This window comes from Sedimentisphaera salicampi, assembly GCF_002117005.1.
Lineage (GTDB): Bacteria > Planctomycetota > Phycisphaerae > Sedimentisphaerales > Sedimentisphaeraceae > Sedimentisphaera > Sedimentisphaera salicampi.
The window spans coordinates 2,289,021-2,303,770 of sequence record NZ_CP021023.1; the positions used below are offsets into that span (position 1 = coordinate 2,289,021).

General features: G+C 45.6%; 12 protein-coding genes and 1 tRNA gene. 9 read left to right on the top strand and 4 right to left on the bottom strand.

Annotated elements, in window-relative coordinates:
* Window positions 1-65 precede the first annotated feature (65 nt).
* The 3 genes from STSP1_RS08635 to STSP1_RS08650 form a co-directional block, all read right to left on the bottom strand.
* Window positions 66-2,300 (bottom strand): GH92 family glycosyl hydrolase, encoded by a 2,235-nt coding sequence (locus tag STSP1_RS08635; protein WP_085754862.1) that lies wholly within the window; start codon window positions 2,298-2,300, stop codon window positions 66-68.
* 214 nt (window positions 2,301-2,514) lie between these two features.
* Window positions 2,515-3,411 carry a hypothetical protein gene (locus tag STSP1_RS08640; protein ID WP_123806959.1) on the bottom strand — a complete coding sequence of 299 codons (897 nt, stop codon included), beginning with the start codon at window positions 3,409-3,411 and terminating at the stop codon, window positions 2,515-2,517.
* A 416-nt stretch (window positions 3,412-3,827) separates the two neighbouring features.
* A tRNA-Arg gene (locus tag STSP1_RS08650) sits at window positions 3,828-3,901 on the bottom strand.
* Window positions 3,902-4,115: 214 nt separating this feature from the next.
* On the opposite strand from STSP1_RS08650, the gene STSP1_RS08655 reads away from it, so the two are divergent.
* The 5 genes from STSP1_RS08655 to STSP1_RS08675 all read left to right on the top strand — a co-directional run bounded on the left by STSP1_RS08655 (window position 4,116) and on the right by STSP1_RS08675 (window position 9,560).
* The gene (locus STSP1_RS08655) at window positions 4,116-5,339 is read left to right on the top strand and encodes an IS4 family transposase (protein WP_085754865.1); all 1,224 of its coding nucleotides are present in this window, start codon (window positions 4,116-4,118) and stop codon (window positions 5,337-5,339) included.
* A gap of 390 nt (window positions 5,340-5,729) precedes the next feature.
* The gene (locus STSP1_RS08660; RefSeq protein ID WP_085755790.1) at window positions 5,730-6,710 is read left to right on the top strand and encodes an IS110 family RNA-guided transposase; all 981 of its coding nucleotides are present in this window, start codon (window positions 5,730-5,732) and stop codon (window positions 6,708-6,710) included.
* A gap of 649 nt (window positions 6,711-7,359) precedes the next feature.
* Window positions 7,360-8,109: a dockerin type I domain-containing protein gene (locus STSP1_RS08665; protein ID WP_085755961.1), complete on the top strand. Its 750-nt coding sequence runs from the start codon at window positions 7,360-7,362 to the stop codon at window positions 8,107-8,109.
* Between the two features lie 49 nt (window positions 8,110-8,158).
* Window positions 8,159-8,668, top strand: a complete 510-nt coding sequence (locus STSP1_RS08670) for a PEP-CTERM sorting domain-containing protein (protein WP_085755962.1) — start codon at window positions 8,159-8,161, stop codon at window positions 8,666-8,668.
* A gap of 205 nt (window positions 8,669-8,873) precedes the next feature.
* Window positions 8,874-9,560, top strand: coding sequence for a choice-of-anchor E domain-containing protein (locus STSP1_RS08675; RefSeq protein WP_085755963.1), 687 nt, complete (start codon window positions 8,874-8,876; stop codon window positions 9,558-9,560).
* A gap of 1,075 nt (window positions 9,561-10,635) precedes the next feature.
* On the opposite strand, the gene STSP1_RS08680 is transcribed toward STSP1_RS08675, so the two are convergent.
* Window positions 10,636-11,094 (bottom strand): transposase, encoded by a 459-nt coding sequence (locus tag STSP1_RS08680; RefSeq protein ID WP_161491686.1) that lies wholly within the window; start codon window positions 11,092-11,094, stop codon window positions 10,636-10,638.
* A 459-nt stretch (window positions 11,095-11,553) separates the two neighbouring features.
* On the opposite strand from STSP1_RS08680, the gene STSP1_RS12590 reads away from it, so the two are divergent.
* From STSP1_RS12590 to STSP1_RS08695, 4 genes are all read left to right on the top strand, one after another.
* A complete protein-coding gene (locus STSP1_RS12590; protein ID WP_162841539.1) occupies window positions 11,554-11,727 on the top strand; it encodes a symporter small accessory protein in 174 nt (57 codons plus the stop codon).
* Between the two features lie 66 nt (window positions 11,728-11,793).
* On the top strand, window positions 11,794-13,149 hold the full coding sequence (locus STSP1_RS08685) for an alginate export family protein (RefSeq protein ID WP_085755965.1): 1,356 nt from the start codon (window positions 11,794-11,796) through the stop codon (window positions 13,147-13,149).
* Between the two features lie 82 nt (window positions 13,150-13,231).
* Window positions 13,232-14,140 (top strand): DMT family transporter, encoded by a 909-nt coding sequence (locus STSP1_RS08690; RefSeq protein WP_123807024.1) that lies wholly within the window; start codon window positions 13,232-13,234, stop codon window positions 14,138-14,140.
* 4 nt (window positions 14,141-14,144) lie between these two features.
* Complete coding sequence (locus STSP1_RS08695) at window positions 14,145-14,747, top strand: Maf family protein (protein WP_161491687.1); 603 nt, start codon at window positions 14,145-14,147, stop codon at window positions 14,745-14,747.
* Window positions 14,748-14,750: the final 3 nt, after the last annotated feature.

Genomic DNA, 14,750 nt, shown 5'->3' on the forward strand with positions numbered 1-14,750 from the left:
CAAGCAGATAATTTTATACTTAAAATAACATTATGAACAGCAAAAAATTCATCTAAAACAGAAAATCAGCGGTTTTTATACCCGTGCGAATCGGTCATCTCGAAAACGAGCCTCCGGCTATTCATAATTTGCGAATATGTGATATACGGTTTGTTTATAGTTTTGCCGTCGAGAGTAATTGAGCGAACATATTTATTTTCATCGCTGAGGTTCCTTGCAATTATCTCAAAAGTTTTTGGGCGGCCATTATGAGTAAGGTGCAGCTTGAATCTTGGAAATTGCGGAGCACCGAATGTGAAATGGTCTGTACCGGGCGAAACAGGATAAAAACCCATAACGCTGAATATATACCACGCAGACATCTGGCCGCAGTCATCATTGCCGTTGATTCCGAGGGGCACATTGCGATAATTCTCCTCAGAAGTGTGTTTGCGAACAAGCTGCTGAGTCTTCCATGGTTTGCCGCAGTAATTGAACAGATAAATGTAATGATGGCCGGGCTCGTTATCGTGGCGATAATGGCCGTCTTCAAAGTTTTTGGTGAGCAAAGCTGCAAACTTCTCATCGCCGCCCATCATTTCTATCATACCTTCTATATCATGCATCGCCCCAAATCGATACGTCCACGGGGAGCCCTCTGTGAAGCCCCAGTTGGGATGACCAGCCCATTCGCCATTGAAAAGCCGAGGGGCTAAAAAACCAGTTTCGGGGTTGTACAGATTTTTGTAGTTACTGCTTCGCCGCATCAGGCGGCGATACTCATCATTTTTTCCAAGTTCCCCGGCCATCTGAGCTGCGCAGAAATCTCCATAACTGAATTCGACTGTGCGCGAAACAGATTCCTGAGTTCGGTCGAAGGGTACATAGCCGAGCGAATTATAATAAGATGACCCGCCGCGAGCCTCGTAATGCGGAATCTCTTCTCGGTCGCCCCACCCCCGCTTGGTGTCGCAATCGGGAGGCTGGAAGGCATTTTTACGAATTGCCTGATAAGCTTTATGAACATCATACGAGCGGAATCCCTTAATATAGGCATCAGCAATAACTGAATCTGCATGCGTGCCTATCATTATGTTTGTGTATGTGGGGTTGGGCCATTTCGGTATCCAGCCGCCCTGTTCGTACATCTGCACTAGAGACTGTATCATCGGGTTCACTCGCTCGGGCTGGATGAAATGAAAAAGCGGATGCACTGCGCGAAACGTATCCCAAAGCGAGAAATCATTGTAAGAAACGCCTTTGTGTATTTTGTCATCAAATGCGCTGTAGTACCGACCGTATTCGGAAAACTCCCGCGGAAACAGCATCGTATGGAACATTGCAGTATAGAAGATTTCTTTCTGCTCCTCGCTCACTCCGCCAACCTCAATACGGCTCAAATTATCCTGCCACAGCTTGCGAGTGCTTTGGGAGAGCTTGTCGAAATTCCAATGGGGCACCTCATTTTCAAGATTTTGGCGTGCCTGCTCTAAACTTATAAATGACGTTGCAATACGAGCGTTCACCTGTTCTTTTTCGGAAGTTGGGAAAGTAATATAGGCCCCCATACAAGATCCCCGCTCTTCGGCTGATCCCTCATTGATCTGGCCTTCTGTCCAAGTTCCATAAGTTTCAAACGGTTTGTCAAACTGAATAACAAACCAGCCTTTGAAGTTTTTCAGAGTTCGGACAAGGTGGGAACATTTCTGATCTGGGTTGTAACCTACAATTTCCTTTTTGTCGGGGCTGATATTAACATAACCCTTAAAGGGTTTGTCTTTTTCGGCATTTATAGCCTGAATAACCAAATGAGACTTGTCTGAACGGGGAAAGGTAAACCTAAAAAGAGCGCAGCGGGAAGCAGCGGCAATTTCGCCTTTTATAACCTTGCCGGCCTTTTGCATTTCAACAGAATAACGATACGGCGATGACTGCTCATTCTCATGGGAAAATGAAAGAGCCCGCCTGTCCTGCTGGACCTCCAGATCTCCGATTTGCGGCATAACAGATACGTATCCATAATCGCCCATCCAAACAGTAGGCTGATGGGTTGCCAAAAAGCCGATAATCTTATCATCCTCGTAAACGTAAGGCATACGGCCAATGCGGTTTTGGCAGGTCTGGGGGACGAAGTTGGTCATGGCGAAGGGAGCATTCACGCAGGGCATTGTCCCGCCGCCTTCAAGGCCATCTTCAAAGCCGGCAAATGGGGTGCCAATGAGCGGGTTAACGCAGTCAACAGCCTGTCTGCCGCCTTGTACATCTGAGGCAAAAAACGCCGCCGCAGATAAAAGAAATAATACAAACTTACGCTTTACCATATTTTAACCTTTAACCTTTGAAAAACCGCATTTATTCTTATAAGCTTTGCAAATCCAACGGCCGTTTACTCTCTAACCTTTTCGGCACAATCTTTTTGAAAATATAGCTATTGGATGCACGCAAAACACCTTAAAAAATGGAACCTTTAGTTTGCCCTTTAGAGAGATGGCAATTCCTGAATACAGTCTGCAGCGGAACCTCCGCCACTGGATTTTATTGCTTCGAGGCATCTATTTCTTTACGCTCCATAATATTCTCAGCCTTTGGGAAAGTGAAGGCGGGCTCTTTGTGAAGCAAAGTTTCTCCAAAATCGAGCATCGTATTGTTGCCAAGCTTTGTTATCTTCAAGGGCTTTATGAAGAGATTTGCTATCGCTCCCTTAATCCAACCGAACAGGCCGGCAGATTTGTTTTTCTCAGAGACAGATGCTATTGTTATGCCCATTTTGGGGGTCTTGTCAGTTTTCTCAAAACTGAGCGTATTAACTCTGGCAACTATCTCATTTTTGCGGTTTTGATATTTGTATTTGCCGCCCTCAGGTACAACATCATAAAGACCAATTGTTACGGGGCTCTTCTTCCCCCTGTTATTGAACCTCAAATTTACCTCAGTAACAGCAGGGCCAGTGCCGGTTATTCTCCCCTTAGCCTCAATAGTGCCAAAACCATTTCCTTCAAGCTTGATATAATCCAAGATTTTTTCGAGGTTTTTGCCTTTTTTGAGCCCGTCTGAATTCTCTGCTATCATCTCGGAAGGTTCAAATGTGTTCATATGAAAGCCGCTGCCTGAAATTTCAAATCCGCTGGTAACATGAAAAGAATTCGAATTTTTCTTTATCTCACGCGAGATTATATCCACCTGCTGCTCATTGCCGGCGCTGGATATATTATCAACAGGCGTAGGCGATATCAGCGGGACAAAATACATAAAAGAGGCTATCGGGTTATCTATCGGTTTATTGCTGTAGCTCATTTTCAAGGTGGGGCCGGCGGGCTTTTCTGAGGGCTGGCCGCCTTGGGGGGAAGCCTCGCTGCCGGGATTGCTTTCTGCGGCACGGAGATTTGAAACGGACTTATCAAAGACGGCCGCAAACGGCAATAAGCAAATCAATGCCGCCGAAAAAAGGACGAATGAACGGTTCGTTCTAAAGAACAAACCCGAATATATAGAAGGTAATTTCATAAATTACTCCCCCTTCGAAAAATAGATACTTGGCAAATCAAAGACATTTCATTTTAAAAGCAAAGGCTTAGAAGCCCTTCTTTACAATGCAGGGTTATTATAACATACTGCTGCTATGATTTTAACCGTAAATTATTTTTTATTAAATCGTCCGCAAGCAAGCCTTATACAGGTTCAAATCAGTAATTCCTTGAGCCGATGCGCATTCCGCAGATTTCCACGCAGTTTCTCCGCCCGAAAACGTCTTTCGGCGGCACAGTGCGAACGGTAAAAAGCGAATGCAGCGAATATTCAGAAAAGCCGAAACGGCTTTTTGCAGCCGTTGAGAGAGGATGAAAGCGAACCGTCCCCGGCAGGATTCGAACCTGCAACCTTTGGCTCCGGAGGCCAACGCTCTATCCAATTGAGCCACGGGGACATTGAAATTCGGGTGAACATATATTTATATGAAAGCCTCGCCGGCTGTCAAAGCAAATTGACTGCATAGAATAGCAAAAAACAAAAAAGTTGTCATTTTGTTATAAAAATCACAGCCATCCCATAGAAGAACAAAATATAAGATGTTTCTTTGAAAATAGCGGGGTATGAGTTACACTAATTTCAACAAACTAACCAAAAATTAGGAGTAACTCATGACACCCGCTAAGCATCAATATACAGTTCTCAAGCAGATATGCCAATATATTCCTGCTTATCTTGTTTCAAAATTATCCCGGCTTTACGGTATTGACAAGCAATCACGAACATTTTCTTGCTGGTCTCACATTGTATCTATGCTTCATGTCCAGATTGCTCACAGCCTCTCGCTGAACGACGTTGCCGACACATTGCGTAATCATTCCGGAGCTTTGATTCCTATTCGCCGTGCAACCCCACCAAGCAGGAATGGGCTTTCTCATGCAAACAGGGTTCGAGATCCTCGTATGGCAGAGACTCTCTTCTGGGAGGTGCTGTCCCATATCCAAGCCCAGCATCCTAATTTTGGCAGAGGTCATAAATACTCCGGCCTTCCAAGGCGTTTTAAGAGAGCAATATATGCGGTTGATTCAACAACGATTCAGCTTGTAGCCAACTGTATTGACTGGGCTAAACATCGCAGACGCAAAGCCGCTGCAAAGTGCCACATGCAGCTTAATCTCCAGACATTCCTGCCTCAATTTGCTATTGTAAAAGAAGCCTCAACCCATGATTCGACAGAGGCTTATCAGCTCTGTCAGAACCTTAAAAGCGGCGAAATAGCGGTTTTTGACAAGGCTTACGTGGATTTTAAGCATCTGGCTGATCTTGACAGGCGAGAATTATTCTGGGTTACCAGAGCCAAAGACAATATGAAATATCGTTTTGTTAAACAGAATACAGAACCAAAAGGTGATATCCAATACGATGCATTAATTGAACTTGAAATGCCGAAAAGCTATGAGGCCTACCCGAAGCAGCTCCGTTTGGTTAAGGCTTATGTGGAAGTTAACGGCGAGAAAAAGCTTATGAAATTTATCACTAACAATACTCAGTGGGCGCCGAGCAGTATCTGCGGCCTATATAAATGCCGATGGGGCATAGAGGTGTTTTTCAAGCAAATAAAGCAGACTTTGCAGCTAAGCGATTTCCTAGGGCATAGCCAAGAAGCGATTCTATGGCAAGTATGGACGGCAATGCTTGCTTATATTTTAATACGGTATATAGGTTTCCTCGGCAAATGGAAAGGAACATTCAGTCGATTGTTTACTTTGCTGAGGGGTGTATTATTCAGCCGGCTGGATGTTTTTAGCGTTATGGCTGCCTGTGGGTCAGCACGTGGTTCACCGCGTATGGTTGCAAGCCCTCAGCAGGCTTATTTGCCAGGTTTTAATATGTAGCAAGATTTTACGCAAAGAAAGAGGTGAAAAAAGAGTGGGCAGTATTGAGCAAAAAACTGACAATTGAACAATAGCCAAAAAAATGCAAACTGGGGTGATTGAAATCCTTCAGGAAAAGGGCGTTTTAATACAATAAACAAGCCCTCAACGATAAATCTATGGACCTATGGGATGGCTGTGTATTTGATGCTATAATAAGCTTAAGTTCTATGGTTCGGGTTTCTTGGTGCGGCAGCTGCCGCACCAAGAAACAGCAGCGGTGAGTTCGATTTGTGCTTTGGGATATATAAGCCCGTACGGAGTGTGATCCGCCGCTGCTATCTTCGTTAAAATCCGAACAGTCGCATGGGACATTATATAATGAGCCCGAATTGCAAGAAAGGATAAATTATGAAAAACATTATTGGCATTGATGTTTCAAAAGATCGTTTTGATGTTTATTGTAAAACTACTAAAGAGTACACTTCTTACAGTAGTGATGCTTCAGACATTGATAAGTTGGCTGAATACTGCCAAAAACAAGAACCAGAACTTGTTGTTATGGAGGCAACTGGCGGCTATGAGTTTAAGATGGCTTCTGTGCTTATGGCCAAAGGCTTACCTGTTTCAATTGTGAATCCAGGCAGGGTTAAAGAGTTTGCAAAATCTTTAGGTATCTTAGCCAAAACAGATAAGATTTGTGCCAGAAAAATATCTCTATTTGCAGAAGCCGTTAAACCAAGGCAGAATTCTCAAATTGACGAGCAAAGACGTGAAATAAAAGAACTTACAGTTCGAAGAGAGCAGCTCGTTAAGATGCGTACAGCAGAGAAAAACAGATTAGATAAGGCGTTTGAGAAGACAACTTTGAACAGTATTAAATCAACAATTGATTTTCTTGAAAGGCAAATTAATGACCTCGACAAGACTATCTCAGAGCTGATTGAAAAGGTGCCAAGGTTAAAGAAGAAAACTGAAATACTTACCAGCATACCGGGTGTAGGCGAGAAAACTGCATCAATGCTTGTTGCAGCTATGCCCGAGCTGGGAACGCTTAATCGCAGGCAGATCGCCATGCTTGTAGGGGTTGCTCCAATCAATAGAGACAGCGGTAAAATGAGGGGCAAAAGAGCTACGGGAGGCGGCAGAAAAGGTGTCAGGGATAAACTTTTTATGCCGGCTTTAACAATCGTAAGGTTCAATCCGGCATTGAAATGTTTCTATGAAAGACTTGTTGAAAAGGGAAAACCCAAGAAGGTTGCCCTTACCGCAACGATGAGAAAACTTGTGTGTATCATGAATACAATGCTGCAAAACGAAACCTTTTGGCAAAATAAATTGTTAAGAGGAGAGGCGGGGTTTGGGGCAGAGCCCCAAGAAAAATCTATTTAAATACTTGACTTTTAACACAGTCACTCCGTGGTTAATATATATCTTTCTCTGCGTACTGCTGTCCACTTATTCCGTCCCGCCTGCGGCGGGCCTACATGCGTGGCTCGGTTTAAATATCTCGTTTTGTTAAGTTGCTGCGTATTACTAACGACAATCAGAGCCGTGCGTGGAGGTCCGCCGGAGGCGGAGCGGAACAAGCGGATAGATTTGTGGCGAGTGACAGAGCTGCAAGTCCGCCTGCGGCGGATTGCTCGTGGCAAAATCATTAGTGAAAAATTAGCGGGGATTAGCGGCTAATAAATATCGCATAAAAAAATCTCCGTGTAATCTGTGGATCAATTACGACTTAACAAGTAAAATTACTTGCGGAAGCGGTAAAAATTAAAAAATCTCAGCTTTTTGCTGATTTAGCCGTTTTTAAACTTGAAACCCGCCCATCGATTTGCTAAATTAAATCCTGTAGTATTCTCTCTGCAAGCGTATTGCAGGGAAAATGATGAAATTGATTATCCGGCCATGAGCCCCTGCTTAGCTGCCTAACAGGGAATCGGGCTGGGGTTTTCGGTTTCAAATCTAAAACTTTATTTTTCGTAGTGGGGCACGGTGCCCCGGAAAAAAGAATTACTAATTTTATGGAAAGGTTTTTCAAATGAAAAATTGTTTCTTTGCACTGCTCGCAGTTGCAGCTGTAGCTATGGCCGGTTCAGTAACGTTTACTGCTACCGACAATGGCGACGGAACTGCAACAGTAAGCTACTCAGCGGATGCTGCAGTAGTAGGGTTCGCTCTGGATGTTGATTCAGATGTGGACGTAACAGACGTTGCTATCCCTTCATTCTTCGATGTTTTCATGGACTACGCCAATGAAGAGGGCGAAAGCTATGTTTACGGCGAAGGCGGCCCGATCGCTGCTCAGGATGCTGCCGGAACGGCTTCTTTGCCAAGCGCTGCTTTCTGCATCAGCGCCGGCGGTCTTGAAGACGACGAAACAGACGTACCTTCTACAAGCGGCGATATCGTGGTAACTACAGGTGCTGCTGCATCTGTTACTATCGGCGAGAACGCTCTTCGCGGCGGCGTTGTTGATTATGATGGTGCTATGGACACTAACCTCCCTATCACCTTCGATATCACTGACGGCGGAACCGAGCCTCCAGAGTGTGCTGCTTATGATCTTGACGGCAACAACTTTGTAAATGCTGAAGATATAACAGCGCTTGTTAATTACATCAACAACAACGGTTCTGCTCCGTTCTGGTCAATTGCTGTTGACGAGTCTAACGGTGCCTACGATGTTGATGGGAATGGTTTCATCAACGCTGAAGACATAACAGCTACGGTAAACTACATTAACAACAATGGTTCAGCTCCGTTCTGGTCAATCTCTTGCGATTACTAACCTCGGTTTGAGCGTTTAACTTTTAACTTAAATTTATAGGAGTTTTCAAATGAAAAAGATACTTACTTTAGTATTGGTTCTGGCTGTGGCGCAGTTCGCTTCTGCTGCTGTCAGTTGGGATGTAACTGATAATGGCGATGGTTCTTTCAGTGTTTCTATGATGACTGATGATCAAGTAAATGCAGTTGGTGTAGGTAACATGGCTTTATCTAATCCAGCTGGCTCAATTGACTCAGGTGTTTGGAACGCTACTTTTACAACGACTCAACCAATCATAGATCTCTCGTCTTATGGCGACTATGACTTTGGTGGCGCAACAGCAAATGTAGGCGCAGGTGTATACACATCAGGTGAGCTTCTCAGCTTTAACTATACTGGTGCTGTAGGTGATACTATTACGCTAGAAGACATACCTGCATTTGGAATGACTGCTAATTATAGTACTCAGTCTGCTGGCAAGCAATCTCTTGCTGGTGAATCTATCACAATCGTTCCAGAGCCAATGACAATGGCCCTTCTCGGTCTTGGCGGCCTCTTCGTACGCCGTCGCAGCGCTTAATTAACTTTGAGCGTTTAGACCTCAACATTGAAACGAAGCGGGGCGGTCTTGTTGGCCGCTTCGCTTAACCGATGGTTTCGGTGTTCGTTTCAGAACATTTGGGAGTTGACAGGCCCATCCGCACAGGCAGCTATCAGCGGTCAGGCAGGTCAGACAGGCGTGTTGGGGTAAGACGAAAATGTTAATTTTTAGCGGGAGTTAAAAAATGAAAAAAGTATTAATGGTCCTGGCAGTAGTTAGCGTATGCTCGATGGCAATGGCCTTGAGCGTGTCTAACGAAACCACATGGACGGCTCTCCCGGATGAAACTCAGGTTGATCTGAATCTTGATAAGTTCGACACCTCTCTTGGTACGCTCACCGGCGTTACTCTTGAGGTTAGAACCAAGACACTCGGCGCAGAAGTTCAGCTTGATAACGATTCTACTGAGGCTCAAACGGGCACAGGAAAAGTTATCAATACTGTAACCTTCAATTCAACTGTATCCACTGTGGACAGCAGCTTTCAGGCTATCACCGGCGCTGATATCAGCGTTAATGAAACTCAGGCCTTCGAGCTCGACCCCACTTCCGGGGATCCCGTAGGCGAGTTCAACGTAACAACGGGTGATGACTATGCAGAGTGGGTACCTGGTGATATTGAGAAATTCGTTATTCAGGAAATAGCTGATGCTGTTTGGGGTCAGTATGAAGGTACTGGCGAAGAGTTTACTCTGAGTTTCACCCCAAGTATGCTCACAGGAGCTACTTTTGACGGCGAAAACGGGCACTTCGAGGGCTCAAGCCCGAATGCTCAAGCCTTTGCAAAGGTAACCTACGAGTATATCCCAGAGCCAATGACAATGGCACTTCTCGGTCTTGGCGGCCTATTCGTACGCCGCCGCAGCGCTTAATTAACTTTGAGCGTTAGACCCAAACTTTAATTAGACTCGGGGCGTTTGAAAAAACGCCCCGTTTTTTTTTTGATCGAAACTGCTTCCTTGCACGGCTTTCATTTTCACTGCAAAACTGCTGCCCCCTCCTCGCCCTCTCACTGCGGGAAAAGCAACACACGGACAAACAATCGCAGATACGAACAAACACTGGGGAAATAAGTGCGTGTCTGTGGAAGTCCGTGATGGTCGCTGATGATTTCGCCAACAGGCCTGTCAAGTCCTGATTTTGCCACGAGCAATCCGCCGCAGGCGGACTTGCAGCTCTGCCACTTGCCACGAATCTATCCGCGTGTTTTCCGCCTCGGGCGGACAGGCTCTCCGCCTTCGGCGGACTCCACGTGCGGCTCTGATTGTCATTAGTATTACGCAGCGACTTCACGATACTAATATTTAAACCGAGCCACGCATGTAGTCCGCCGCAGGCGGGACGGAATAAGTGGACAAAAGGACGCAGAGGAAATATATAATCCACAGATTACACAGATTGCACAGAGGGGAGATGTTTTTTTGACGGGATTTACAGCCCCAAACCGCTTTGGCTTCGGGGCAAGGATTCACAGGATAAATATTAAATAAGGAAAAGGCGGAGAGGAATTTTTCAGCCGCTGATTCACACTGATTTTTCACTAATGATTTTGCTACGAGCCACGAATCTATCCGCGTGTTCTCCGCCTCCGGCGGACAGGCTCTCTGCCTTCGGCGGACTCCACGTGCGGCTCTGATTGTCATTAGTACTACGCAGCGACTTCACGATACGAAATATTTAAACCGAGCCACGCATGTAGGCCCGCCGCAGGCGGACTCCACGTGCGGCTCTGATTGTCGTTAGTATTACGCAGCGACTTCACGATACTAATATTTAAACCGAGCCACGCATGTAGGCCCGCCGCAGGCGGGACGGAATAAGTGGATATCATAAAATAGAAATAAGAGCAGTAGGCATAAGTTTTTTGCGCAGAGTTTTCAAGCAGCCTTGGGCTCTTTGATTGGTTTACCCCTGCAGGCAACACGCTGCTTGGTTTAAATATTCGAATCACCGCAAGCTTTTATTATGATACACAGACATTGGAACACCCTGTTCATACAAAACATACTTGATAGCGTCGTATATGTGTTCAGTTTTCCATATATATTTAGTGCTGCCGTGCCTTGTCCATATTTTAAGATTTTGCATCTCAGGGTAAGACTTGCGGAGTAATCTTGTGGCTTTTGATTTTATCTCTGTCATCATTCTTTCCGGTTTCTGCTTACCCGAAACTACAATATGCAGATGTTCAGAGCGAACATGAGCCGCCATTAGATTCCATTCCCTCTCAGCGCATATATCGACAATAGACTTCAGAGCAATATCTCTCTGGCAGGGATTAAGGGTAACCTTTCTTTGCTGCATATTTTTTCTTATAGTATTCACTCGAAACTCATTCTCCGGCAGATAAGGTTGTCCGAACTTATTATGCTTTCTGTCAACACTTCCATTGCTCCTGCCATGCAATCGAGTTCCATAAGTTGAGAAGGTTATTAGAAAGCCTGCAGGCCAATATATATGCTCATATACCATACTGAAATTTTATCACTAAAATAACCTGATACAATATAAAATTTTAAACGTCAATCAGAGGTGTGCGACAATATTTTTTGCAAAGCTTTTTAAAGCCGAATCTATCCGCGTGTTCTCCGCCTCCGGCGGACTCCACGTGCGGCTCTGATTGTCATTAGTATTACGCAGCGATTTCACAAAACGAGATATTTAAACCCGCGCCCCACTTGCTGCTCGCCACAGGCCACAAAAAATCTGTGCAATCCGTGTAATCAGTGGATTATATCTGAAATCTTTGCGAAAAAATTTAATATTTTTTTCGATTTGTCTTGATTTTTCTTCACAATCAAATTTAATCGATTAAAATGTTTCTCTATGCAGTTACGCATTACTCTTTATTGAAAGGTTTTTGTTATGTATATGGGTATTGAAAGCGGCTTCGTATTTACAGGTTACATCCTGTGCATTGCCAGTGCCGTTCTGTGTGTGGTTTACGGGCTCTTAAACTGGAACAAGGGCAGCGAAAAGGTTGACATCGAAGATGTTAAATGGGCAGACAAAGAGAAGGATGTGGAAAAAGAATTTTAGCGTTTTTTCTATTTTAGTTGATCATGCAAACTGTTAGTTATTTTAATTGCAATTGAGAGGAAAGTTATGAAAAGGTTAGTTTTAATTCTTGTGCTGTGCGCATTTCTCCCGAAATTTCCGGCAAGCGCAGAAAATTCACTTCTTGAAACGCTCAAAAATCCTGTAGAAGGTATGGAGCTCTACGGCGATTTCCGATACCGCAGGGTTTACGGCGAAGAGTGGTATCTAAACAATGCCGCTAAAGACGGGCATCAGAATTACGACAGGATCCGTGCCCGCCTCGGAGCAAAACACCAGTTTACCGATGAGATTGGCGTGGATTTCAGGATGGTTCAGGAGCTGTGGTGCTTCGACGATCCTGAATACAAAGACAATTCCGTTGATTTTGATGAGGCCATTATAGACCGCTTGAACGTAAAGCTGGATAATTTCCTTGATATGCCCGTTACAGCGGTTTTAGGTCGTCAGGATATCATACTGAGCAAATGGCTCGTTTTAGACGGCACACCTCTTGACGGTTCAAGAACGATTTTCTTTGATGCCGCCAGATTCACAGTGGATATGGATGAGGGCAGAACGCTGGACCTCGTTTACACTCAGAACTACGCAAGGGCATCAAAAACGCTCGAGCCCTTCAGCGAGCAGGCAGACCGCCGGCTCACTCAGAACGATGAGCAGGGCGTAATTATGTACTATACAGACAAATCGCAGGAGGCCTTCAGCTGGGAAGCATACTTTATGCTCAAGGAAGACGATGTGGCGGAAATTGCCCCAAGGTATAATCCGGACTGGAGCAGGGAATCAGAGATCTATACCTTCGGCGGTGCGTTTAACGGCGGGATCAATGATAATATGAGCTACCGCCTTGAAGCCGCTGTTCAGACAGGCGAGAAGGCGATTGATTCCAGCTCAGCCCCCCAAGACCTTGAGGCATTCGGAACGCTGAACAGCCTCTGCTACTCGTTCAACGACGAGATGAACAATATGCTCACGCTCGAATATGAGTATCTCTCAGGCGATAATCCTTCCACAGACGACAACGAGGGCTTCGACCCGCTCTGGGGCGAATGGCCGAGATATTCTGAGATGTACGTTTACACTCAGGCTCTCGAAGGCTCGCTTGCAGACCATACCAACCTGCACAGGGTTGGGCTTACCCACAAATTCGACCCTGCCGAGAAAACTAAATGGACAAACGCATTCCATCTGCTCTGGGCTGCTCAGGACAGGCAGGGGGCTCAATATGGCGGAGACAGCGATGTATTCCGCGGCCAGCTCCTAACGAGCGTTTTGAGGCACAGAATCTCAAAACAGTTCTCAACTCGGCTCAACGCTGAATATTTCATCCCGGGCAATTACTACGATGAGGCTTGGCAAAATGAATCTCTCTTTTTGAGGGCGGAAGTGGTTTACTCATTCTAAGAAAAGAGTAAAATAATAGACTACCGCAGCCTGTTGTGCTTGAGCATAGCAGGCTTTTTTAGTGTTTTTCGGAAAAGAATTTATGTGGATAACGCTTGGAATATTAAGCTCGCTTTTTCTCGGCCTATACGATCTGAGCAAAAAGCACTCGCTGCAGGATAATGCCGTTCTGCCGGTGCTGTTTCTCTCCACCCTCTCAGGGCTTATTGTCGTTCTGCCGTTTCTGTTTGTCTCGAGAGCTGCTCCAAGCCTTCTGGATGATACCATCCTCTATATCGCTCCCCTGAGCATCAAGAGCCATCTTATCATATCAGCAAAGAGTTTCATCGTGGCCGGCAGCTGGGTTTTCGGATACTACGCCCTCAAGCACCTGCCGATATCCATCGTTGCCCCCATAAGGGCCACCTCGCCTTTCTGGGTGCTGATAGGGGCTGTGCTGATATTTGGAGAATCGCCAAACCTGATTCAGCTTTCTGGGGTGATAATAATCATCGTTTCTTTCTACTGCTTCTCTGTTCTGGGCAGGCTGGAGGGGATACATTTCGAGAAAAACCGCTGGATTATTTTCACTCTAATAGCAATGGGGCTCGGTATTTGCAGCGGGCTTTACGATAAATACCTTATCTCCCGTGCGGGATATTCTCCGATAGCCGTTCAGCTCTGGTTCACGTTCTATATGGTGCTGATTTTCGGCCTGCTGAATATATTCCTCTGGTATCCATCGCGCAAACAGACTACGCCTTTCCGCTGGAGCATAAGCATAGTGCTGATTGGGGTGTTTCTTATCCTTGCAGACTTCGCCTACTTCACCTCGCTGAGCATTGAAGGCTCTCTGCTGACGATCCTTGCTGCTCTTAGAAGGGCAAGTGTTTTGTTTGTGTTTACGATTGGAGCGATTATATTTAAGGAAGTGAATAAAGGCAAAAAGGCATACGCCCTGATTGGCGTTGTTGCCGGCGTGATGTTAATACTATTCGGTTCAAATGGGTAAAACTATGAGCGGGAATAAATTTATACTCGCATCCGCCTCGCCGAGGCGTAAAGAACTGCTTGAGCAGGCTGGATATATATTTGATATTGTGCCTTCAGGTGTGGATGAAGAGAGCTTCAAACGCGCAGGCCTGAGCCCCACGGGCTACACAGAAAAGCTCGCAGAGGCCAAAGCAAAGGTGGTGGCGGAGGATTATCCGAGCATCCCCGTTCTCGGTTCAGACTGCATCGTAGAGCTGGGCGGCGAGATTTTCGAAAAGCCCCAAGATGAAAAAGATGCGGAGCGAATTATCAAAACGCTTTTCAGCAGTCCGCATTATGTTATCACTTCTGTTGCGCTTGTGCTGAAGGCGAAAGGGGAGCAAAGCGTTCAAACAGCCGTTACAAAAATCCATCCGGCAAGGCTTACCACCGAGCAGATAGCCCACCATATCAGCACCGGTAGATGGCAGGGTAGAGCAGGAGGCTACGGCGTGCAAGATCCGCATACCGAGGAATATATCGAGAAGATTGAAGGCAGCTTTACGAATGTCGTGGGACTGCCGATGGAGCTCACCAGCGAGATGCTGAAGGATTTCGGCATCACTCCCGAGCTTCAGGAGAATTAGATT